Origin of the sequence: Rathayibacter sp. AY1F9, assembly GCF_002932155.1 — a bacterium.
Classification (GTDB): Bacteria; Actinomycetota; Actinomycetes; order Actinomycetales; family Microbacteriaceae; genus Rathayibacter.
This window is the reverse complement of the sequence record NZ_PSVA01000002.1, coordinates 239,884-259,395: the sequence shown is the minus strand read 5'-3', so window position 1 is coordinate 259,395 and position 19,512 is coordinate 239,884. Positions and strand designations below refer to the sequence as shown.

Below are 19,512 nucleotides of genomic sequence, written 5' to 3'. Positions count from 1 at the left end.
GTGCGCACGCCTCGCGGCGTGTCGTGTGCACAAGTGGCATCTCGCGGAGGAGAGCGGTCGGGCTCCCCGGAGGAGAGCGTCAGCTCTCGGAGGGCTCCTCGGGAGCGTCCTCCTCGGGGTTGAAGTGCGAGTCTCCGGAGACCCCCACCGCCAGCCCGTCCTCGGAGTGCGGGATGGTCTCGTCGTCGCCGAGACCGTTCGCCTTCTTCTCGCCCTCGGACGAGGTGGCTGCGTCGGTCACGGCTCAGGCCTCGACGTCGCCGCGCCAGGCACCGTCGGGGGTGCCCTGCTTCTCGATGTACTCCTTGAAGTTGTTCAGGTCCTTCTTCACGGCGTGGCTGCCGGCGCCGACGAGCGAGCCGAGCGTCTCGAGGAAGCCCTTCGGCTCCCAGTCGAGCTGCACGGTGACGCGGGTCTCGGTGTCGGAGAGCTTGTGGAAGGTGACGACGCCGGCGTGGTCGGTCTCGCCGCCGGTGCTGTTCCAGGCGACGCGCTCGTCGGGGTGCTGCTCGGTGATGTTCGCCTCGAACTCGCGCTCGACGGGGCCGACCTTCACCTTCCAGACGGTGAGGGTGTCGGTGACCTGCTGGATCGACTCGACCTCGTCGAGGAAGCGCGGGAACTCCTCGAACTGGGTCCACTGGTTGTAGGCGACGGACACGGGGACGTTGACGTCGACGGTCTCGATGATCTGCGGCACGGTGGTGCTCCTTGCTGTCTCACTCGGTGTGCGGCGTTCCGCTGCTGCGGTCGTCACGCTCGACGTTAGGCGGGAGCCGCCTGGGAGCGCACCGGGTTGCGGACTGCCCCGAACGTGGTAAGCGGAGGCGGTGCTGCGGTGCGCGCGCCGGGACGGCTCCGTCGGGTGCCGAGACGCCGCCGTGCGCGCCGGGACGTCCGCGGGAGGGCGGCGTCCGGACGGCACGGCGGCGTCTCGGGAGCGGCAGGCCGGAGCAGGCCGTGGTCAGCGGTCCTGCGGGTCCCCGCCGAGCTGGCCGATGGCGGGGAGGGGGCCGCCGTCGTCGGCGCCGGTGCGGCGCCAGCGGGCGATGGCGTTGCCCAGGTGGTAGATCACGAGGGCGGCGCCGGCGCCGAGGACGATGCCGCCGAGCTCGAAGCCGCCGGAGGAGAACGAGAAGCCGGCGATCGCGATCACGAGGGAGACCGCGGCGGTGTACTGGTTGACCGGGCGCGAGAAGTCGACGCGGTTGTCGATCCAGATCTTGATGCCGATCACGCCGATCAGGCCGTAGAGCGCGGTGGTGGCGCCGCCCAGGACTCCGGCCGGGATCGAGTTGAAGACGGCGCCGACCTTGGGCGAGAGGCTGAGCAGGATCGCGGTGACGCCGGCGACCCAGTAGGCGGCCGTCGAGTACACGCGGGTGGCCGCCATCACTCCGATGTTCTCGCCGTAGGTCGTGGTGCCGGAGCCGCCGAAGGCGCCGGAGAGGGTGGTCGCCACACCGTCCGCGATCAGGGCCCGGCCGGTGCTGGCGTTGGCGGAGGCGTCGGTCATCGTCGCGACGCCGCGGACGTGTCCGACGTTCTCGGCGATGAGGACGAGCACGACCGGCAGGAACATCGCGATGCCCGACCACGTGGATCCGGAGGCGAAGTCGGGGAAGGTGAACGGCGGCAGCCCGAACCAGTCGGCCGCACCGACCGCGGAGTAGTCGATCTCGTTCCGCAGCAGGGCGACGACGTAGCCGATGACCACGCCGAGGAAGATCGAGACGCGGCCGAGGAAGCCGCGGAGGAACACGCTCGACAGGATGATCGCGGCGAGCGTGATCGTCCCGGTGATCGGCGCCTGCTTGAAGCTGAGGTACGCGGTCGGAGCCAGGTTGAACCCGATCAGGGCCACGATCGCGCCGGCGACGACCGGCGGCATCAGCCTGTCGATCCAGCCGAGGCCGACGACCTGCACGAGGACGCCGACGGCGGCCAGGAGGAGGCCCACGGCGACGACTCCGGCGAGCGCCGACCCCGTCCCTCCGACGGTGGTCGCGGCCGTGACGGGCGCGATGAACGCGAAGCTCGAGCCGAGGTAGCTGGGGAGCCGGTTGCGCGTGATCAGGAGGAACAGCAGCGTCCCGACTCCGGAGAAGAGCAGGGTCGTGGCGACCGGGAACCCGGTGAGCACGGGCACGAGGAACGTCGCTCCGAACATGGCGACGACGTGCTGGATGCCGATGGCGATCGTCGCCGGCCAGGCGAGCCGCTCGCCGGGGGCGACGACGGCGCCGGGCTCGACGGTGCGGCCGTCTCCGTGCAGGGTCCAGATGGGCATGGGGCTCCTCGGCGGGGAAGGGAGGCGGGGGTCGACGTTCACAGTAGCGAGGGGTCTGGCCGTGCCGCGGCACCCGACCTACGATCGGGCCATGGACGGAGCGCGGCGTCTCGGCGAGGAGGAGTTCTCCGCGCACCTCGCCGAGCGGGTCGCGCGGATCCGCGGGTCGTTCGGCGACCTCCCGCTCTGGGCGGTCTCGGGCTGGAACGGTCCGCGGCTGCTGGCGGAGTGGACGCTGACGGGCGGCCCGCGGGGGCTCTCGTTCCTCGCCGACGACGCGGTCCCGGGCGGGCCGGGGCCCTCCGTCGAGATCCGCACGACCCTCGGCGATCCGCGGCACGACGTCGCGCTGCTCTGCTGCCGGGAGGAGGCGCCCGTCTCGTTCGTGCAGCCGGAGGCGCTGCCCGCTCCCACGCGGATCGCGGAGATCCCGGTCGACGGGGCTCCGGAGCCCTTCGAGGTCTGGGAGGGAGCCGGGGCCGTGCGCGCGGCCGCCTGGGTGCGGGGGCACGTCCTCACGCTGGAGTGCCGCGGAGTCGATCTGGACGCTCTCGCGTTGGACGAGGTGGACGACATCGAGCCGTTCGTGGCCGGCTGGCTGGAGTTCGTCGGCGCCTCGCGGCGTTGAGCGACGACCCGCGCTCCCGCGCTGCTGGGAGAGCGCGGAGTCCCGCCCGGCGCGCCGGTGAAAGATGTGCGCCGATCCCGGACAGGAGGGAGCATGAGGCACATGCCAGCTCCCCTCGCGGGTCCCGACCGGTTCGCCGCGGTCGCCGCCGCGGTCGCCGATCCCGTCCGCCGCTACCTCTGGCGGCGCACCGACTCCGCCACCGCCGACGACGTGCTCGCCGCGACGCTCTCGGCGCTCTGGCGCCGCAGCGCCGACGTGCCCGAGGACGACCCGGTGCCGTGGGCGATCGGCGTCGCCCGGCTCCAGCTGCAGAACGCCCGGCGGATGCAGCGCCGCCAGGTCATGCTCGCCCAGCGGATCGCGGTCGTCGATCCGCCCCAGGTGCAGATCGACGAGGGCGAGGCGTCGGGCGCGGAGGAGACCGTGCGCCTCGTGCTCGCCCGGATGCGCGAGCAGGACGCCGAGCTGCTGCGCCTCTGGGCGTGGGAGGAGCTCGACGTCCGCGGGATCGCCGCGGTCCTCGGAGTCACGGCGAACGCCGTCTCGATCCGCCTCCATCGCGCGCGGCGCCGCTTCGCCGAGCTCTACGACTCCACCGACCCGCACGCGCCCGAAGGGGGACTCCGATGACCGGAACCGACGACGAGGACGTCCGCCGCCTCCTCCGCACGGTCGACCCCGCGCGGAGCCTCCCCGCGCTCGACCGCGACGAGCTCGCCGAGCAGATCGCCGCCGCGACGGGTGAGGGCACGCGGACGGTGCACTCCCGCCGCCGCTCCCCCTGGCTGATCGTGGGAGTCGGCGCGCTGAGCGCCGGGGCCGCCGCCTCCCTCCTGCTGCCCTTCGCGCTCGGCGTGGGCGGGGGCAGCACCTCGACGCTGATCCTGCCGAGCACGGGCGGGCCGATGGCCGCGTGCTCGCCGGTGACGGCCGCCGCGCTGGCCCCTGCTCAGCTCGCGTTCCGGGCCGAGGTCCGCTCGATCGACGGGAGCACCGTCACCCTGCACGTGCTCGAGCGCTACGCGGGCGAGGTCGGCGACGGCGTCACGGTCACCCAGGGCAGGGAGACGGCGGTGGACGGGGCCCCCATCGTCTTCGAGACCGGGGTCGACTACCTGGTCGCGGCCGACGGCGACACGATCCTGACCTGCGGCCTCAGCGGCGAGAGCTCCCCCGAGCTCGCGGCGCTGTACCAGGAGGCGTTCTCGCGGCAGTAGGCGGAGGCGGGTAGCGGCCCGCGCGGGCGGTGGCAAGGGCCTCCCCGATCGGGGGGAGCGGCGCGCAGGCTGAGGCATGGGCCTCTCGGCCCTCCCCCTCCGGTCGCCCGGCGGCGCCCGCGGGCCCTCGGCGACGCCGCCCCGCCCGCCCCGCAGGAGGCCCGCATGCCGGTGTTCCGGCTCCTCGAACCGCTCCACGCCGCCGGTGTCGCGCTCGCCGACCTCGCGAGCGATCGGCTCCGCCTCCACGGCGACGGCTCCGACGTCCGCATCACCGCGGTGACCGTCGCGCACACCGAGGCGGGCCCCGGCGCCCTCTTCGCCGCGCTCCCCGGGAGGAGGAGCCACGGCGCCCGGTTCGCGGCCGACGCGGCGGCGGCAGGAGCGGTCGCCGTGCTCACCGACGCGGGCGGGCTCGACGAGGCCCGCGCATCCGGACTGCCCGTCCTCCTCAGCGACGACCCCCGCACCGCCCTCGGCCCGGTCGCCGCGCAGGTGTACGGCACGAGGAGCGGACCGGTGCTCCTCGGCGTGACCGGCACCAACGGCAAGACCAGCACCGTGCACCTCCTCGACGCGGTGCTCCGGCAGCTGGGCGTCGTCTCGGGGCTGAGCTCCACCGCCGAGCGCCGCAGCGCCGACCACGTCGTCGCCAGCCGCCTCACCACGCCCGAGGCCTCCGAGCTGCACGCGCTCCTGGCCCGGATGGCGGAGGACGGCGTCGAGGCGGCGGCCATCGAGGTCAGCGCCCAGGCGCTCGTGCGCTCCCGGATGGAGGGGATCGTGCTCGACGTCGCCGGGTTCACCAACCTCAGCCACGACCACCTCGACGACTTCGGCGACCTGGACGAGTACCTCCGCGCCAAGCAGCGCCTGTTCACGCCCGAGCGGAGCCGCCGCGGCGTCGTGGTCGTCGACACCGAGGCGGGGCGCCGGGTCGCCCGCGAGGCCTCCGTCCCGGTCGTCACGCTCTCGGCCGGGGACGGAGCCGACTGGCGGATCGACGTGCTCGAGACCGCAGTCGACCGCACCCGCTTCCGGCTCACCGCCCGCGACGGCTGGTCGACGACCGCCTCCGTCCCGCTCCTCGGCCGCCACATGGCCTCGAACGCGGCCCTCGCGCTGGTGATGCTGATCGAGGCGGGCCACGCGCGCGACCGGGTGGCCGCGGCGGTCGGCTCCGGGATCGACGTCACCGTGCCCGGGCGGACGCTGCTCGTGTCCGGCGCCGACGGGCCCCGGGTCTTCCTCGACTTCTCGCACACCCCCGACTCGGTCGCGCGCACCGTCGACGCCCTCCGCGAGGTGACGCCCGGCCGCGTGCTCGTCCTCCTCGGCGCCGACGGCGACCGCGACCCGAGCAAGCGCGCGCCGATGGGCCGGGCCGCTGCCGAGCGCGCCGACCTGGTGATCGTCACCGACCACCACCCGCGCTTCGAGGACCCCGCGCGGATCCGCCGCGCCCTGGTCGACGGCGCCCGCCGCGTCGAGCGCTGCGAGGTGCTCGAGATCGCGGAGCCGGCCGACGCCGTCCGCGCCGCCCTGCACCGGGCCGGCCCGTCCGACTCCGTCCTCTGGGTCGGCCCCGGCGACACCGACTACCGCGTGGTCGGCGCCGACGACCTCCCCTACTCGCCCCGCGCCGACACGGCCCGCGCGCTGGCCGAGGCCGGCTGGAGCGTCGACCTGCTTGACTGATCGGGTGTTCTCGACCCTCCCGGTGCGCCGCGTGCAGGCCCGACCCGAGCACCCCGCCGACCTCGCGCGCTGGCCCGCGACGCTCGCGCCCGTGCGGCAGGTGCTGGCCGAGGGCTGGGATCTCGGCCAGGTGACGGTGATCACCGGCGAGAACGGCTCGGGCAAGTCGACGCTGCTCGAGGCGGTCGCCCTCGCCTACGGGCTGAACGCGGAGGGCGGATCCACGGGTGCGATGCACTCCTCCCGCGCCTCGGAGTCGGACCTGGCCGAGCACCTCCAGCTGGTCCGCGGGGCCGGCGCGTCCAAGCGCGGCTTCTTCCTCCGCGCCGAGACGATGCACGGCTTCTTCAGCTACCTGGAGGAGGTGGGGATCGACGGCGGATACCACGAGCGGAGCCACGGCGAGTCGTTCCTCGACATCGTGGCGAACCGCTCCCGGATCAGCGGGCTGTGGCTCCTCGACGAGCCGGAGTCGGCCCTCTCGGTGTCGGGCTGCCTCGCCCTGATCGGGCAGCTGCGCGACCTGGTCGCCGGCGGCTCGCAGGTCGTCCTCTCCACGCACTCGCCGATCCTCGCGGCCCTCCCCGGAGCCGACCTCTACGAGCTCGACGAGACGGGCCTGCGCCCCTGCCGCTACGACGACCTCGACCTGGTGCGGACCTGGCGCGGCTTCCTCGACCAGCCGGCCCGCTTCCTGCGGCGACTGGAGTAGGCCGGCGGCCGCTCGGCCGCGCCGGAACGGGCCCTGCGTGTTCACCACGAAGGGAAGTACGTCGGCAGGCTGCCCCGTTCTAGCGCATCCCGAGCCGGCCGGGCGAAAGTCTCCGCCGGCACGAGCACTGTCAGGCCGCGGAGGTCGCCGCCGGTCGGGCGACCCGGGGCGCCCAGCCCACCGCGATCGCGGCGCCGGCGAGCGCGAGCTGTCCGAGCGGCGGCAGGATCGCCGAGACCAGGGAGCCGTCGCCGCCGGAGGTGACGAAGGTGTCGGCGACCGACATCCCGAAGCCGAACCCTGCGAAGAAGCGGAAGACGACGGCGCTGGCGACCAGGGCGAGCATGAGCACAGCGATCCGCCGCGGAGTGAGCGGCGACCTCCGGCCGACGAGGGCGCCGGCCGTCACGACGATCGCGGCGGCCGTCCAGAAGGCGGCCCACCCGGTGACCCAGATCGCGTGGGAGCCGAACTCGAAGCCGTCGCGCTCGGACATGGTCGCGTAGATCTCCGCCAGGGCCACGCCGGGGACCTTCGCCTGCGGATTCCAGACCAGCAGGTCGACGGCGCCCACCACCGTGACGCCCGCCACGAGCGCGAGGCCCGCGAGGGCGACGGGGAGGCGCTGAGCGCGGGTCGCCGTCCGCGGTGCGAGGGCGATGGTCCTCGAGCCGCCGAGGACGATCGCCCCGCAGACGAGTCCGGCGAGGGAGACGGGCAGGCCGACGAGGGCGAGGGGTCCGGGGAGGAGGAGGCCGGCCGCGGTGAGCACCGGGCCGACGACGGCGGCGACCAGGGAGATCCGCGCGAGCACCGTGCGGGCCGACGCCGCAGCGCCGAGGAGGTGGACCGCGCCGAGGACCGCGACCGCGACGGCGGCGACGAGCACCGCGGTCTGCACGGCGCCGACGGCGGCCAGGGCTGTGTCGGAGGCGGCACCCGGCTCGGGGACGATCCCGCCGCCGGTCAGCGCGATGCCGCTGAGCATCAGCGCGGCCGCGGCGAAGAGCGCGAGTCCGCGGCGGGCGAGGCGGCGCGGGAGCGTGCCCCGCGCTTCGCCGGTGTGCGCGGGCAGGTCGCGGTCGACGCTCACCAGCAGGGCGAGCGCTCCGAGGACGACGCCGCGCCGGGGCAGTCCCAGCTCGGCGGCCCCGGCCAGGTCGGCCCGCCACTCCTCGAGGTAGCGCTCGCGGGCGAGCGGGGGCAGCAGCAGCGACAGGAGCCGCAGAAGCGCGCTCATGCGGTCGCCTCCGCCGCTCGCGGCGCCGTCCGCGCGGTCGACCGCATCCGCTCGACGGCGGCCCGGGCTGCCGGGGCGCCCTCCGCGGTCAGCTCGTAGAGCCGGCGACGCGGGCCGCTCCGCTCGCTCGCGGCCTCCCACTCCGAGACCACCCAGCCCGCTCCCTCGAGCCGCTCCAGGATCGGGTAGACGCTGCCCGCCGGTCGCCCGGTGGCCTTGATCACGACCATGCCCCAGGTCGGGCCGTCGGCATCGAGGAGGGTCCGGAGGACGTCCGCGGTGGCGGACGTGAGGCGAGGGAGTGGCTGCACACGGATGACGCTACCTATGTAGAGATAGCGGGGTCAACACAGGCGGGACGGCATCTCTAAGCAATACCGCTCTCTGGATTCTCAGCTGCCTGTCAGCCTCTGACATACTCCGCAGATGACCGAGTTCAACCCCGCCGTATTCCCCGGCTCCGCCCCCTCCGCTCCGAAGAAGACCGGCAACGGGCTGGGCCTCGCCTCCCTCATCATCGGAATCCTCGCGCTCATCGGCGCCCTTATCCCGATCGTCAACTACGCCTCGGGCTTCCTCGCCTTCATCGGACTCGTCCTCGGCATCATCGGCCTCTTCCTCAAGGGCCGCTCTCGCGGCACGGCCATCGCCGGCACCGTCCTCAACGTGATCGCGCTTGTCCTCTCGATCATTCTCGCCATCGTCTACACGGCCGGATTCGCGAGCGGCGTCTCGAACGCGATCGCCACCGCGCAGGCCGAGAGCTCCGAGGCCGCTGCCGTGCCGCGGACGCTCGTCTATGAGGTCACCGGCTCGGCTACCGCGGCCTCCATCACTTGGTCGACCTACGACGGAGGAACCTCCGGCTCCGAGCAGGCCACCGGTCAGGCGCTCCCCTTCACGAAGGAGCTGCAAGTCCAGACCGGAGGCGACTTCACCTTCCAGAGCTTCACGCTGACCGCCTCGAACGGCATCGATGACGAAGGCGAGATCAGCTGCCGAATCACCCTCGACGGCGAGGTCATCGCCGAGCAGACCAGCACCGGGGCCTTCGCGTCGGCGCTCTGCTCGGCGACCCCGGAGTAGCCGCCGTGCGTAAAGCCCTTCTCCCTGCAGCTCTCAGTGCGGCAATGCTCCTCCTGACTGCCTGCACGGCTTCCCCGCCCGCAGCAGCTCCGGCCGAGTCGACGACCCCTGCACCTGCGGCGCCCGCGACACCTGCGTTCGTCGAGCTCGACACCGCACAAGCGGCGTCCCGTTATCTCGATCTCGTCTGCCCCAACAACATCGCGATCAAGAATCTGAGCGACGCCTTCTCATCCGGCGAGGACGAGCTTCTGAACGGTGGCGACCCGGACCCTTCCGGCGTGCACGCCGCTGCGTCTGCTCGGCTCGATCTGACAAGACGGACACTCACGCTCCTGGACGACTCGTACTACCACTGGCCGAGCGATGTCTCCGAGCAGATCGCGACGATCCGCGGCTCCTACATCGCCGAGATGTCCACTCTCAACACGATGGCCAACTCGGCCGATTTCAGTGACGCCTATTACTCGACGTTCCCTGAGGCCACGACTGAACAGCAGAGCGCCGGACAAGAGGTCCGCTACGCGCTGGGCGTCGATCCGGACACGGTCGCCAGCTGTGTCGGGCACGAGAACGGGATCGACGCTCTGACGTCCGAGAAGGAGCAGCGGGATGCCGGAGCGTAGCGCCTGATCGAGAGGCAGCGATCGGTGGGCGCGTGTTCCCGGAGACGGTCGAAAAGGGGACCGAGGGCTCCGACGCCGACCAGGCGACGTGTTCGCAAGCGGGAGCCCTCGCGCTGACCGTCCGCCGCCGGCCCTCGCGCCGCTAGCCGGACCCCGCACGCAGAACGTCGGCCGAGAGCAGCCGCCCTCCACCCTCGGGGGACGGCGGGCACTCTCGGCCGACGTTCTGCGCGCGAGCGCGGGGACTACTTGCGGAACATCCGCGCCGTGGTCTCGAAGAGGCCCTTCACGGGGCGCTGCTGCTCGCCCTGCTGGGCGCCGAGGACGATGATGACGGCGGTCAGCACGGGGATGGCCCACTGGGTGACCTTCTGCACGCGGAGGGCCGTGGTCAGCTCCTGCGAGTTCTGCTCCGACGCCTCGGTCACGCCGGGGGCGCCCTCGTCGGCGTGCTTGGCCTGCGTCGCTCCGGCGACCGCGGCGATCACCGAGGCGGCGCCGGCGAGCCCGGTCACGACGGTCTTGACGACGGTGTTCGTGCGGCTCTCCTGCTGGTTGGCCAGGCGGGTCTTGTTGGCGAGGACGAGTCCGATGCCGCCGACGCCGTGGGCGGCGATCGCGGCGAGCTGCACAGGGGTCCAGCGGGCCCAGCCGTTCGAGGAGAGGCGGAGGCGCTCCGCCGGGTCGGACGAGGTGGACGCGGCGCCGTTCAGGCCGACGGCGCCCATGAGCGAGCCGCCGAACCAGGCGGCGGCTCCGAGGTCGTGGAGACTGCGGACGAGGGTGTTGCGGGAGGGCATGTGGGCCTCTTCTCTGCCGGCGGCGGACGCCGGCGGTGGTCGGCTGGTGCGGACTCCTCCGACGCTACGCGCGCCCTGGAACCGCGCACGGGGCTTGACCTCTCCCCCTCCGACAGGCTCCGCTGGAGGTCACCGACCGACCCGGACCGACCGACCCGAGGAGCCCCGCGATGCCCACCGACGACGAGAAGCGGACGACCCGCGACGAGTTCCACGACGCCGTGAACATGACCGCGAAGGAGCTCGAGGAGTGGCTCGGCACCGACGAGTCGAAGGAGGTCGGCCAGAAGCCGGAGGGCGGCGGCGAGTCCGTCGGCCACGAGAGCGGGCGCCGCATCGTCGAGCTGCTGGGCACGAAGCAGGCCGACCTGAGCGAGGACGACTACGCCCACATGACGAAGGTCGTCGGCTACGTGCACCGGCACGCGAAGCAGCGTCCCTCGGGCGATGTCACCGAGACGAAGTGGCGCTACTCCCTGATGAACTGGGGCAACGACCCGCTGAAGGGCTGACCCGGTCCGAGAGCTGCGCTCAGCACATCCCGAAGAGGTTGCAGAGGGCGCCGCGGTCCTGGATCGACTCCATGCCGCCCGGCTTCTGCACCTTCGGCAGCTCGTAGGAGGCGGCGACCGTCTGCACGCCGGCGGACGAGGCGGCCTGCACGGGAGCGGCGGCAGGAGCAGCGGCGGGAGCGAGAACGGCTCCGAGGGCGAGGGCGAGGGCGGCGGCGGCGAGGATCGGGGCCATGGTCGTTCTCCTGTGATCGAGGGGTGCGATCGGCTCGACCGCTCCATAAGCATGGCGACGCCCCGTCGCACCGCTCCTGTACGAAAGACCAGTCCGCCCTTGTACGGAAGGCCGACGGGGCTCGGGGGAGGCTTCGGTACCCTGGTCCCGTGGTGGGGACGACGCGGTGGACGAACGACGTGCGGACGCTGCCCGGCGGGTGGATCACCCGGTCCCTCCTCCTCGGCTCCTTCACGCTCCTCGTCGTCATCGACCTGATGGGCGGCAGCGTCGACCTCACGTCGGTCCGCGGCTGGATCGAGCTGGCGCTCCCCTACCTGCCGCTCCTGGCGCTGCTCGCCGGCGCGATCCCCGCGGCGGTCTCGCTCTACCTCGTCTACGCCGTCGTCCTGATGCTCGGCGCCCCGCCGCTACTGCTCGCGGCGCTGATCTTCCCGACCATCGTGGTGGTCGGCTTCGTCACCTTCCTCCTCCCCTGGCGCGCGGGGCTCGTCTTCGTGCTCGGCACCCTCGTCCTCCTGCCCGCGGTGCTGCTCGTCGACCGCGCCATGGGCACGGCCGTCTACGTCCTGGGCGCGTTCGTCCTCTTCGGCGGCACCGCCGGGCTGGGCCTGAACGCCTTCCGGGGCCGCAGCGAGCGGAGCGAGCGCCGGGCCGACCGCATCCAGGAGGAGCAGGCGCGGATCCGCAACGAGGAGCGGACCCGGCTCGCGCACGAGCTGCACGACATCGTCGCGCACGAGGTCACCATCATCGCCATGCAGGCCCGCCGCGCGACCTCGGTCGAGGACCCGGCCAAGACCGAGCGCATCCTCGAGAGCATCGGCGACGCGGCGCAGCAGGCGCTGCAGGATCTGCGGAGCCTCGTGACGCTCCTCCAGGACGAGGACGAGGCAGGCGCTCCCGCCCGCGGCGACTCCGACCTGCTCGGGACCCCGGAGGTCTCGGGCGCCACGACCACCGCTGTCGGCTTCGTCCACGACGTGCGGAACGTCGCCGACGCGATCGAGCGCGCGGGCTTCCGGGTCCGCCTCGACGTGGCGGGCTCCGTGGCGCAGGTGCCCGCGAGCCTCCGCCAGGTGCTGCGGCGCACGGTCCGGGAGCTGGGCACGAACGTGCTCAAGCACGGCGACACCGCCGGTGAGGTGCAGCTCCGGCTCGAGGTGTCGGGGGGCGAGGTGCAGCTGAGCTCCTCCAACGCGATCGCCTCCGCGGCTCCGATCGTCTCCTCGCACCTCGGGATCGAGGCGATGTCGGCCCGCTGCGCCGTCTTCGGCGGGCGGCTGGACGCGGGAGCCCGCGGCGGCCGCTGGACCACGACCATGACCATCCCCCTCGAGGGCCGGGCGTCCGGTGCGCTCGTCGCGGGGGCGACCGACGAAGGACGAGAGCGATGACCCGCGTGCTGCTGGTGGACGACGAATCGATGACCCGCGAGATCCTCCGCGACTACCTCTCGCAGGACCCGGCGATCGAGGTGGTGGGCGAGGCCTCCGACGGGAGGATCGCGGTGCAGCAGGCGGCGACGCTCCAGCCCGACCTGATCCTGATGGACATGCAGATGCCGGTCATGAACGGCGTCGCCGCGACCGAGCGGATCCACGCCGAGCACCCGGGCATCGCGATCCTCGGGCTCAGCACGTTCACCACGGACCGCTACGTCGTCGACCTGCTCCGCGCGGGCGCCTCCGGCTACCTGGTCAAGGACACGAAGCCGCGGGAGATCATCGCGGCGGTGCACGCGGTGCTCGCGGGCGAGTCCGTGCTCTCCGCCGAGGTCACGCGCCACGTGGTGAAGGGGCTCGAGGAGTCGGTGCCGGCGGAGACGGTGCCGGACCCCGATCTGCTCGAGGCGCTCACCGAGAAGGAGCTCGAGGTGATCCGCCTGCTCGCCCGCGGGATGAGCAACCGCGAGATGGCGCAGGAGCTGTTCGTCACCGAGTCGACCGTGAAGGCGCGGTTCGTGAAGGTGATGGAGAAGCTGGGCGTGCGCGACCGGGTGCAGATCCTGGTCTCGGCGATCGAGCACGGGCTCGTCGACCTGGGGACGCGTCCCGGCCGGAGCTGATCGAGCCCGCCGGATTCAGCCCCAGCCGACCACGTCGGCGACGGGCCGCAGGAGCCCCGCGACCGCCCGCTCGAGCGCACTCTCGTCGACCGCGGCGAGCGCCGGCTCCGGATCGAGCACCAGGGCGCCGCCCCAGCCCATCACCTCGTACTCCACCAGGGTGCGCGCGAGCGTCTCGGGCGACCGCCAGGCGCGGAGGAGGTTCGCCCGTCCGAACGCGTGCGCGGCGCGTGCTCCCTCCCCGTGCGCGGCGCGGCCGTCGAGGACGGTGCGCAGCACGGTCTCGAGGGTCGGGATACCCTGGCCGGCCGGGGAGACGACCTGCCAGGTGAGGGAGGGGCGGCTCGAGCGCAGGCCCCGCGCGACCTGGGCGACCGCATCGCCGCCGGCGGAGCGCAGTGCGGCGGGGACGAGCGGCTCGGCCCCCGCGGTGAGGCGGCACAGCGCCAGGAACGTCGCAGCGTGGCCGACTTCGCCGGACGGGTCCGCGCCGGTGACGATCGTGCTCTCGTAGCCCTGCTCGCGGGACTGGTGCAGAGCGCTCGGCAGCGGAGCCGCGGCGGGCACGGAGACGGGCCGGGACGTCTCGCGGACGGCGCGTTCGGGCCCGACCACGGCGAGCACCGGATCCCCGGCTCCCTGGGCGCGCTCGAGCGTCAGGGCGGTCCAGGCCGCGGCGCCCTCCGGAGGGAGCACCGCGGTGAGGCTCTGCGCCCCGGCCGTCGCCGTCCACGCGAGCGAGACCGCTCCGGGGGGAACGGCCGAGCGGAGGCGGGCAGCGCGGTCGGGCCCGTCGTCTCCGGCCGGGGCGCGCCAGCCGAGGGCGACGACGGCGAAGCGGGAGCGCTCGTCGACGACGGCGAGCGGGGGTGCGGCGGTCATGGGCTCCTCCTTCCGGGACGGGTGGAGGCGGCGGGAACGCCCAGTGCGGCGAAGGGCTGCTCGGCGAGGCGGGCCGCGGCGTCCGCGAGCAGCGGGCGCGGCGGCCGCGCGGCGAGGGAGTCGACGAGCTCGCCCGCGAAGCCGGGCGCACCGCGCAGCAGGGCATCCCGGGCGACGGTGCGGGCCAGACGCTCGTCGTCGTGCACCAGCCGCTCCGCACGCAGCACCGCGCGGTGCCGGGCGTGCTCGAGGGCGGAGTCGTCGCTCACCGCGAGGGCGCGGAGGCGGTGCCACGGATCGACGGGCACGGCGGTGTCGTCGACCAGCACGAAGAGGTCGTCGGCGACGGTGTCGCCCGGGCCGAAGAGTCCGGCGCTCGCGTCGAGTCCGGCCTGCGCAGCGAGCGCCTCGGCGGCGATCAGGTCGCCGAGCAGCTCGTCGGAGACGCGGGTCGACGGCGCGGCGGCGGTCGCGGCGAGCCGGCGGGCGGCGGGCTCGGCGCGGTACTCGGGGCGGGCCGTCCCAGGTGGGACGGCGACCGGTCCTGCCGCGCGATCGGGCGTCTCCGCGAGGGCCGCGACCAGGCGGTCCAGGAGCCGGGCGGGGTCGTCGGCCGTGACGCCGACCAGCACGGAGCCGGCCGGGCGGTAGTGGCGCCTGTGCAGCGCGCGCAGGACGGGCTCGGTCGCGCGGCCCTCGAGGTCGAGGTCGCCGCTGCCGTCGTGCGCGTTCGGGGCGTCGGCCCAGTAGCGGGCGGTCAGGTGCGGCCACGGCAGCACGCCGCCCGGAGCGGGGGCGAGGCGCGCGGCCCGCTCAGAGGCGACCGCGCGGATCTGCTCCGCGATCTGCTCCGGCCGGAAGGCGGGGCGGAAGACCTGCTCGACGAGCCGCTCCGCGATCACGGCGGCCGACCCGGGAGAACCCGTCTCGAAGAACTCGGAGTAGTCGAGGTGCGTGTGACCGCCGAGGACGCCGCCGCTCTCGGCGACGCGGGTCTGCCGGACGAGACCGGCGACCCCCTCACTGTCCTGGTAGACGAGGTGCTCGATCAGGTGCAGCATCCCCTCCTCGCCGTCGCGCTCGTGGCGCATGCCGGCGGGCACGGCGAGGGCGACCGAGTCGTTGCGGACCTCCGGCCGGTGCACGACGAGCGCGCGGGCGCCGGAGGGCAGGGCGGCGGACAGGGTCGGGACGTCGCGGGCGCTCATTCCGCCCGCTCCCCCAGCTGTGCGGCGGACAGACGCAGCAGCAGCCGCGCCTGATCGCTGCTGGCGCCCCCGGAGCGGTGCCAGTCGACGGCGTGCTGGGCCAGCCGGAACGCGGTGCCGACGCGCAGCAGCTCGGCGTCGTGGTCCTCCTCGAGCGAGAGTCCGCGGCGGAGCGCGTCGAGGGCCGGGCGGAGCGCGGGGTGGAAGGCGTGCAGCTCTGCGAGCTCCCCGAGCACCCAGGCGGCGTCCCAGACCGGGTCGGCGAGCCCGACGTCCTCGCCCGTGAGCAGAGCGACGCGGGTCCCGTCGACGACGAGGTGGGCGAGGCCGGGGTGGCCGTGGACCACGACCGCGGCCGGCGAGGCGACGACCGCCTCCGCCCAGTCGGCGAGCTCGAGGAGACCGCCGGCGCCGAGCTCCTCGGCGGCGGGCGCCCAGCCACCGGCGAGCCAGCCGCGGGCGCGCTGCAGCGGACGCGGAGGGAGCGGCTCCCCGGCGGGCCGGGCGCCGTGGAGCGCGTCCAGCGCGCCCTTCCACTCGCGGCCGACGGAGACGAGCGCCTCCTCCGACAGCTCGTGGAGGAGCGCGGGCAGCAGGGCGCGGGCGGTGGTGCGGTAGCGGCGGATCGACGGGTCGGCGCCTCCCGGCACGATCCGGGGATCGGGCGCTGCGAGGCGGACGGGCACCGGCGAGAACGGCAGCGGCGCCTGCTCTCCGAGGCGGCGGGTCCAGACGGTGGTCCCGTCGGGTCCGGCCGAGAGCTCGGTGACGAGCAGCCCGGTGACGAGGGCCCGCGGAGGGGCGGTGGTGCTCACGCCGACCTCGCCTCCTCCGCGGCAGCCGGTGCCGTGCGCAGCGACTCCAGGTGGCGCAGCACCGCGGGGAACGCGGGCGGCACCCAGGCGAGCGCCGTGTCGCTGGACTCGCTCGGCCCGGGCACGGGGTCGATGACGGTGAAGTTGGCCGGCTCGCGCAGCAGCGCGAGGGTGGACTCGACGACCGGGTTGCCGAGCGCCCGCGGCGGGAGCGACGGAGCGATGCACACCGGCGCCTCCGTCGTGAGGGCCGCGAGCAGCGATGGGGAGTCGGTGATGCCGTGCGCGAGGCGCGAGGCGTAGTCGAGGGTGGCCGGGTAGATCAGGATGAGGTCGGCCCACTCGGCGAGGTCGACGTGGGCGACGACGATCTCGTCGTCCCAGCGGTCGTCCTGGATCCGGCCGCGCAGTCGCGACTCCAGGTTGTGCCGGGTGGTGAAGCGGTAGGCCGAGTCGCGGACGAGCACGCGGAACTCGGTCGCCGGAGCGGCGGCGCGCGCCCACTGGATCCAGTAGGGCATGACCTGGGTCATGGCGGAGCCGGTCAGGACGAGGGCCACCCGGGAGTAGCCGAAGCGGCCGAGCGAGAGGTCGGAGAGTGCGGCGCTCTGCGCACCGGGCGGGGTGGTCATGGCGGTCTCCTCAGAGGGCGGCGGGCGGGAGGGCGGATCGGGTCACGGCCGGCGGTGAGGACGGCGGCGGACGGGCGGACCGTGCCCGCGGAAGGGGCGGACGGGGATGGGCGGACGGCGCGAGCGGACGGCACGCGCCCGGGAGGGGCCGGGGCGACGCGGTCGAGGACCGGTCGCCCCGTGCCCGTCAGCACCCTGCGGTGAGGGTGACGCCGATGATGACGCCGGCGCAGAACGGGGTGGTGGCGGGCGCCTCGGAGGCGGCGTCGGTGCCGATCTCGTCGGCGGCGGTGAAGGTGTCGTGGGCGGTGGCGAGCTCGGCGAGGTCGGCGGGCTGGACGGTCTGGGCGGTGATGGTCGACATGGTGTTCTCCTTGGATGAGTGGTGGCGGCGGATCCGCCGGGTCGTGCGGGGAGTGGTGCGGGTGGTCCGGCCGGAGGGCCGGGGAGCGGGTGCTGCGGGAGCACCCGGGCGGGAGGAGGGCCGGGTCAGCAGCCCGCGCCGAGGGTGGCGCCGACGATGATGCCGACGCACAGGGGCGTGGTGGCGGGCGCCTCGGTCGCGGCGTCCGAGCCGAGCTCGTCGACGGTGGCGAAGGTGTCATGCGCTCCCGCGAGGGCGGTGAGGTCGGCGGACTGGGCGTCGGTGGAGATGGTGGTCATGATGTGTCCCTTTCGTGGAGTACCTCGGGCTGAGGTGGTGGTCCCCTCGGGATCGAGGGGAGGTTCGTGGGGCCCTAGCGGGCGGTGAGTCCCGGGCGGTCCGGGTCGATGCGCGCGGCGCGGGCGGCGTCGGCCCAGGCGTCGGCGGCGGGGATCGTCTCGGCCGAGGAGCGCAGGAGCGCTTCGGCGAGGACGCGGGAGCGGTGCTGGCCGAAGCTCAGTCCGCGGTAGGAGGAGCGCTCGTCGGCCGGGTCCTCGGCGTAGGCGAGGCCGTCGGCGAGCCTCTCGGCGAAGGCCGAGACGGCGGTGCGGGGCGAGGGCCGGGCATCGAGCAGCGGAGTGATCCTCCGGGCGACGTCGTCGGCGGAGTCGGCGGGCAGGTAGACGACGAGGGCGTCGGAGCGGGGGAAGGCCCGCGGGTCCGAGAGCGCCTTGGCCTGGTGGCGGGCTCCGGAGGCGGCGAGCGCCTCCAGGAGCGGGCCCCACAGGGCGAGCGCGTCCTCCGCCGAGTCGGCGACGAGCGAGAGGCGCACGACCCGGTCGGCGGGATCGAGTCCCATCGGGCCGAGGGCGAGGAGGTAGCCGGGAGTGGTGCGGGTGCGCCAGCTCGGCAGCCGGACGCCGGCGACGGCCCCGTCGGCGGAGCGGACGAGATCGACCTCGGGCACGAGGACCCGGACGCGGCCCAGCTCGACGACCCGGCGCTCCTCCCCCTGCACAGTGGCGGAGCCGAGCACCCCGGAGGGAGCGGGCTGCAGGACCGTGCGGTGCGGGATCGCGTCGATCAGCCGGGGGGCGAGGTCCTGGCCGTCGCCTCCGGCGGTCTCGCCGAGCAGCGGGTTCCGGAGGTGCAGGTGGGTGTAGAGGGTGGCGGCGAGTCGGGCCCGCAGCTCGATCGGCCCGGTGGCCTCGATCACGGTCCCGTCGACCTCGGCCCGCAGCCGGGCTTCGTCGACGCTGATCACGGCCTCGTCGAGGACGGAGCGGGTGGTGAGGGCGGTCATCGCGGGCTCCTGTCGAATCCGAGGGCGGTGGAGTAGGCGGAGGGGGCGAGCAGGACGCGGCGGCCGATGCCGGCGGCGGCCCGCTCGATCCCGGGGAGGCGGGAGACCATCGAGGCCCGGGCGAGGGTGCGGTCGACGAGGTGCCAGCCCAGGTGGGCGGTGGCGCGGACGGCGAGAGCGTCGTCCGCGCCGGCGGTCTCGGCGGCGTAGGCGAGCCACATCCGCCGGATCCTCGGGACCAGTGCCGCCATCCGCTCCGCGATGCGGGCGTCCGCGGCCGCGGTGTCGAAGGCGAGGGGAGGAGCGGAGGCGCCCTCCCGGGTGGTCACGGTGTCGAGCACCGCGCGGTGGATCCACTCCCCCGCCAGCGTGCCGAGGTCGCGGGCCGGATCCCCGATCCCGAACTCCTCCCAGTCGAGCAGCTGGAGGCGCCCGTCGCGGAGGTGGAACTGGTCGAGGCGGAGGTCGCCGTGGATCGGGGCCGTGCGGTTGCCGCTCTCCCACTCGCGGAGATCCTCCGTGGCCGAGACGAGCTGCTCGTCGTGCTGCAGGTCGCCCCAGAAGGCGAGCTCGGCGAGGGTGAGGTCGACGTAGCGGGTGTGCGGGATGCCGACGCGCAGCATCTCGACGGGAGGGCTGGGGTGCGAGGTCGCGGTGAGGCCCGCCACCGGGCCGGCGTGCAGCCGGGCCAGGAGCCGGCCGGCCTGTTCGGGGAAGTCCGCGGGGACGCGCTCCTCCACGAGCAGGAGGGCCAGGCTGGTGCCGGGGCAGTGCTCGAACACCAGCAGGGAGTCGTCCTCGTGGGCCGCCAGCAGGCGGGGTCCGGCCGGGGCGTGCTCGGGGCTCCGGGCGGCGAAGCCGGCGAAGTCCCTGGAGCGGCGGAAGGCCGCGGGGCCCGCCGTCCGGGGCGAGACGTGCTTGACGAAGACGCGGGCGCCGTCGTCGAGGGTCATCGTCCACGACGCGTTCCGGCCGGCGAAGGCGGGGCGGTCGATCGCGGCGACGCGGTGGCGTCCGCCGCCGAGCAGCCGCTCGGTCGAGGCCGCCGCCCGGAGGGCCGCCGGATCCGCGGGGCGGTGCCCAGGGGTCGCGGGGCGGAGCCCGGGAGTCGCGAGGAGAGTCACGATCGTGTCCTTCGGTCGGTCGAGCGGATCAGAAGAGGTAGGTGACGACGAGGTAGGCGCCGCCCGCTC

The 19,512-nt window shown here is 74.3% G+C and carries 25 protein-coding genes; 10 read left to right on the top strand and 15 right to left on the bottom strand.

What is annotated here, in order from left to right:
* Window positions 1–79: 79 nt before the first annotated feature.
* The 3 genes from C5C37_RS17375 to C5C37_RS02890 all read right to left on the bottom strand — a co-directional run bounded on the left by C5C37_RS17375 (window position 80) and on the right by C5C37_RS02890 (window position 2,290).
* Entirely contained in the window at window positions 80–241 is a 162-nt protein-coding gene (locus C5C37_RS17375; protein ID WP_167299017.1) for a hypothetical protein, read from the bottom strand.
* 3 nt (window positions 242–244) lie between these two features.
* On the bottom strand, window positions 245–700 hold the full coding sequence (locus tag C5C37_RS02895) for an SRPBCC family protein (RefSeq protein WP_104224157.1): 456 nt from the start codon (window positions 698–700) through the stop codon (window positions 245–247).
* A gap of 264 nt (window positions 701–964) precedes the next feature.
* A complete protein-coding gene (locus C5C37_RS02890) occupies window positions 965–2,290 on the bottom strand; it encodes a uracil-xanthine permease family protein (protein ID WP_104246990.1) in 1,326 nt (441 codons plus the stop codon).
* A gap of 91 nt (window positions 2,291–2,381) precedes the next feature.
* On the opposite strand from C5C37_RS02890, the gene C5C37_RS02885 reads away from it, so the two are divergent.
* The 5 genes from C5C37_RS02885 (at window position 2,382) to C5C37_RS02865 (ending at window position 6,548) form a co-directional block, all read left to right on the top strand.
* On the top strand, window positions 2,382–2,918 hold the full coding sequence (locus tag C5C37_RS02885; RefSeq protein ID WP_104338431.1) for a hypothetical protein: 537 nt from the start codon (window positions 2,382–2,384) through the stop codon (window positions 2,916–2,918).
* A 102-nt stretch (window positions 2,919–3,020) separates the two neighbouring features.
* Window positions 3,021–3,551, top strand: coding sequence for an RNA polymerase sigma factor (locus C5C37_RS02880; protein WP_181027124.1), 531 nt, complete (start codon window positions 3,021–3,023; stop codon window positions 3,549–3,551).
* Complete coding sequence (locus tag C5C37_RS02875; RefSeq protein WP_104237812.1) at window positions 3,548–4,138, top strand: hypothetical protein; 591 nt, start codon at window positions 3,548–3,550, stop codon at window positions 4,136–4,138. Before C5C37_RS02880 ends, C5C37_RS02875 begins: the two co-directional genes overlap by 4 nt.
* 165 nt (window positions 4,139–4,303) lie before the next feature.
* Window positions 4,304–5,836 carry a Mur ligase family protein gene (locus C5C37_RS02870; RefSeq protein WP_104246986.1) on the top strand — a complete coding sequence of 511 codons (1,533 nt, stop codon included), beginning with the start codon at window positions 4,304–4,306 and terminating at the stop codon, window positions 5,834–5,836.
* Window positions 5,837–5,840: 4 nt separating this feature from the next.
* Window positions 5,841–6,548, top strand: coding sequence for an AAA family ATPase (locus C5C37_RS02865; protein WP_104268547.1), 708 nt, complete (start codon window positions 5,841–5,843; stop codon window positions 6,546–6,548).
* A 130-nt stretch (window positions 6,549–6,678) separates the two neighbouring features.
* Here C5C37_RS02865 and C5C37_RS02860 read toward each other — a convergent pair whose 3' ends face one another.
* The gene (locus tag C5C37_RS02860) at window positions 6,679–7,788 is read right to left on the bottom strand and encodes a hypothetical protein (protein WP_104338430.1); all 1,110 of its coding nucleotides are present in this window, start codon (window positions 7,786–7,788) and stop codon (window positions 6,679–6,681) included.
* Window positions 7,785–8,099 carry a PadR family transcriptional regulator gene (locus C5C37_RS02855; protein ID WP_104249735.1) on the bottom strand — a complete coding sequence of 105 codons (315 nt, stop codon included), beginning with the start codon at window positions 8,097–8,099 and terminating at the stop codon, window positions 7,785–7,787. The genes C5C37_RS02860 and C5C37_RS02855 overlap by 4 nt, the downstream gene beginning before the upstream one ends.
* Window positions 8,100–8,214: 115 nt before the next feature.
* Between C5C37_RS02855 and C5C37_RS02850 the strand changes: the two genes are divergently transcribed.
* Both C5C37_RS02850 and C5C37_RS17100 read left to right on the top strand, forming a co-directional pair.
* A complete protein-coding gene (locus C5C37_RS02850) occupies window positions 8,215–8,874 on the top strand; it encodes an MmpS family transport accessory protein (protein WP_104233472.1) in 660 nt (219 codons plus the stop codon).
* Between the two features lie 44 nt (window positions 8,875–8,918).
* On the top strand, window positions 8,919–9,500 hold the full coding sequence (locus tag C5C37_RS17100; RefSeq protein WP_146085175.1) for a hypothetical protein: 582 nt from the start codon (window positions 8,919–8,921) through the stop codon (window positions 9,498–9,500).
* A gap of 245 nt (window positions 9,501–9,745) precedes the next feature.
* Here C5C37_RS17100 and C5C37_RS02840 read toward each other — a convergent pair whose 3' ends face one another.
* Complete coding sequence (locus tag C5C37_RS02840; RefSeq protein ID WP_104225093.1) at window positions 9,746–10,300, bottom strand: hypothetical protein; 555 nt, start codon at window positions 10,298–10,300, stop codon at window positions 9,746–9,748.
* A gap of 170 nt (window positions 10,301–10,470) precedes the next feature.
* On the opposite strand from C5C37_RS02840, the gene C5C37_RS02835 reads away from it, so the two are divergent.
* Window positions 10,471–10,812: a DUF3140 domain-containing protein gene (locus C5C37_RS02835; RefSeq protein WP_104249733.1), complete on the top strand. Its 342-nt coding sequence runs from the start codon at window positions 10,471–10,473 to the stop codon at window positions 10,810–10,812.
* Window positions 10,813–10,831: 19 nt separating this feature from the next.
* On the opposite strand, the gene C5C37_RS02830 is transcribed toward C5C37_RS02835, so the two are convergent.
* Window positions 10,832–11,047 carry a hypothetical protein gene (locus tag C5C37_RS02830; RefSeq protein ID WP_104338428.1) on the bottom strand — a complete coding sequence of 72 codons (216 nt, stop codon included), beginning with the start codon at window positions 11,045–11,047 and terminating at the stop codon, window positions 10,832–10,834.
* Window positions 11,048–11,196: 149 nt separating this feature from the next.
* Between C5C37_RS02830 and C5C37_RS02825 the strand changes: the two genes are divergently transcribed.
* Together C5C37_RS02825 and C5C37_RS02820 are read left to right on the top strand one after the other, a co-directional pair.
* Complete coding sequence (locus C5C37_RS02825; protein ID WP_258059356.1) at window positions 11,197–12,444, top strand: sensor histidine kinase; 1,248 nt, start codon at window positions 11,197–11,199, stop codon at window positions 12,442–12,444.
* Entirely contained in the window at window positions 12,441–13,115 is a 675-nt protein-coding gene (locus tag C5C37_RS02820; protein ID WP_104225096.1) for a response regulator transcription factor, read from the top strand. The genes C5C37_RS02825 and C5C37_RS02820 overlap by 4 nt, the downstream gene beginning before the upstream one ends.
* A 15-nt stretch (window positions 13,116–13,130) precedes the next feature.
* On the opposite strand, the gene C5C37_RS02815 is transcribed toward C5C37_RS02820, so the two are convergent.
* The 8 genes from C5C37_RS02815 to lxmK form a co-directional block, all read right to left on the bottom strand.
* Complete coding sequence (locus C5C37_RS02815; protein WP_104249732.1) at window positions 13,131–13,997, bottom strand: hypothetical protein; 867 nt, start codon at window positions 13,995–13,997, stop codon at window positions 13,131–13,133.
* Entirely contained in the window at window positions 13,994–15,205 is a 1,212-nt protein-coding gene (locus C5C37_RS02810) for a pitrilysin family protein (RefSeq protein WP_104225098.1), read from the bottom strand. The genes C5C37_RS02815 and C5C37_RS02810 overlap by 4 nt, the downstream gene beginning before the upstream one ends.
* Window positions 15,202–16,020 carry a hypothetical protein gene (locus C5C37_RS02805; RefSeq protein ID WP_104225099.1) on the bottom strand — a complete coding sequence of 273 codons (819 nt, stop codon included), beginning with the start codon at window positions 16,018–16,020 and terminating at the stop codon, window positions 15,202–15,204. The genes C5C37_RS02810 and C5C37_RS02805 overlap by 4 nt, the downstream gene beginning before the upstream one ends.
* On the bottom strand, window positions 16,017–16,652 hold the full coding sequence (locus tag C5C37_RS02800; protein WP_104225100.1) for a flavoprotein: 636 nt from the start codon (window positions 16,650–16,652) through the stop codon (window positions 16,017–16,019). The genes C5C37_RS02805 and C5C37_RS02800 overlap by 4 nt, the downstream gene beginning before the upstream one ends.
* A 187-nt stretch (window positions 16,653–16,839) precedes the next feature.
* The gene (locus tag C5C37_RS17370) at window positions 16,840–17,016 is read right to left on the bottom strand and encodes a hypothetical protein (RefSeq protein ID WP_181028725.1); all 177 of its coding nucleotides are present in this window, start codon (window positions 17,014–17,016) and stop codon (window positions 16,840–16,842) included.
* A gap of 125 nt (window positions 17,017–17,141) precedes the next feature.
* Window positions 17,142–17,315 carry a hypothetical protein gene (locus C5C37_RS17365; protein ID WP_181027122.1) on the bottom strand — a complete coding sequence of 58 codons (174 nt, stop codon included), beginning with the start codon at window positions 17,313–17,315 and terminating at the stop codon, window positions 17,142–17,144.
* Window positions 17,316–17,389: 74 nt separating this feature from the next.
* Window positions 17,390–18,319, bottom strand: a complete 930-nt coding sequence (locus tag C5C37_RS17360; protein ID WP_181127361.1) for a T3SS effector HopA1 family protein — start codon at window positions 18,317–18,319, stop codon at window positions 17,390–17,392.
* Window positions 18,316–19,443, bottom strand: coding sequence for a class V lanthionine synthetase subunit LxmK (lxmK, locus tag C5C37_RS02790; protein ID WP_258074014.1), 1,128 nt, complete (start codon window positions 19,441–19,443; stop codon window positions 18,316–18,318). Before lxmK ends, C5C37_RS17360 begins: the two co-directional genes overlap by 4 nt.
* Between the last annotated feature and the right edge of the window lie 69 nt (window positions 19,444–19,512).

Excerpts from the sequence above, each read along its gene's own strand:
- C5C37_RS02890 (WP_104246990.1), bottom strand. The coding sequence starts at position 2,290 with ATGCCCATCTGGACCCTGCACGGAGACGGCCGCACCGTCGAGCCCGGC.
- C5C37_RS02885 (WP_104338431.1), top strand. The coding sequence starts at position 2,382 with ATGGACGGAGCGCGGCGTCTCGGCGAGGAGGAGTTCTCCGCGCACCTC.
- C5C37_RS02880 (WP_181027124.1), top strand. The coding sequence starts at position 3,021 with ATGCCAGCTCCCCTCGCGGGTCCCGACCGGTTCGCCGCGGTCGCCGCC.
- C5C37_RS02875 (WP_104237812.1), top strand. The coding sequence starts at position 3,548 with ATGACCGGAACCGACGACGAGGACGTCCGCCGCCTCCTCCGCACGGTC.
- C5C37_RS02870 (WP_104246986.1), top strand. The coding sequence starts at position 4,304 with ATGCCGGTGTTCCGGCTCCTCGAACCGCTCCACGCCGCCGGTGTCGCG.
- C5C37_RS02860 (WP_104338430.1), bottom strand. The coding sequence starts at position 7,788 with ATGAGCGCGCTTCTGCGGCTCCTGTCGCTGCTGCTGCCCCCGCTCGCC.
- C5C37_RS02850 (WP_104233472.1), top strand. The coding sequence starts at position 8,215 with ATGACCGAGTTCAACCCCGCCGTATTCCCCGGCTCCGCCCCCTCCGCT.
- C5C37_RS17100 (WP_146085175.1), top strand. The coding sequence starts at position 8,919 with ATGCTCCTCCTGACTGCCTGCACGGCTTCCCCGCCCGCAGCAGCTCCG.
- C5C37_RS02840 (WP_104225093.1), bottom strand. The coding sequence starts at position 10,300 with ATGCCCTCCCGCAACACCCTCGTCCGCAGTCTCCACGACCTCGGAGCC.
- C5C37_RS02835 (WP_104249733.1), top strand. The coding sequence starts at position 10,471 with ATGCCCACCGACGACGAGAAGCGGACGACCCGCGACGAGTTCCACGAC.
- C5C37_RS02830 (WP_104338428.1), bottom strand. The coding sequence starts at position 11,047 with ATGGCCCCGATCCTCGCCGCCGCCGCCCTCGCCCTCGCCCTCGGAGCC.
- C5C37_RS02820 (WP_104225096.1), top strand. The coding sequence starts at position 12,441 with ATGACCCGCGTGCTGCTGGTGGACGACGAATCGATGACCCGCGAGATC.
- C5C37_RS02815 (WP_104249732.1), bottom strand. The coding sequence starts at position 13,997 with ATGACCGCCGCACCCCCGCTCGCCGTCGTCGACGAGCGCTCCCGCTTC.
- C5C37_RS02810 (WP_104225098.1), bottom strand. The coding sequence starts at position 15,205 with ATGAGCGCCCGCGACGTCCCGACCCTGTCCGCCGCCCTGCCCTCCGGC.
- C5C37_RS02800 (WP_104225100.1), bottom strand. The coding sequence starts at position 16,652 with ATGACCACCCCGCCCGGTGCGCAGAGCGCCGCACTCTCCGACCTCTCG.
- C5C37_RS17370 (WP_181028725.1), bottom strand. The coding sequence starts at position 17,016 with ATGTCGACCATCACCGCCCAGACCGTCCAGCCCGCCGACCTCGCCGAG.
- C5C37_RS17365 (WP_181027122.1), bottom strand. The coding sequence starts at position 17,315 with ATGACCACCATCTCCACCGACGCCCAGTCCGCCGACCTCACCGCCCTC.
- C5C37_RS17360 (WP_181127361.1), bottom strand. The coding sequence starts at position 18,319 with ATGACCGCCCTCACCACCCGCTCCGTCCTCGACGAGGCCGTGATCAGC.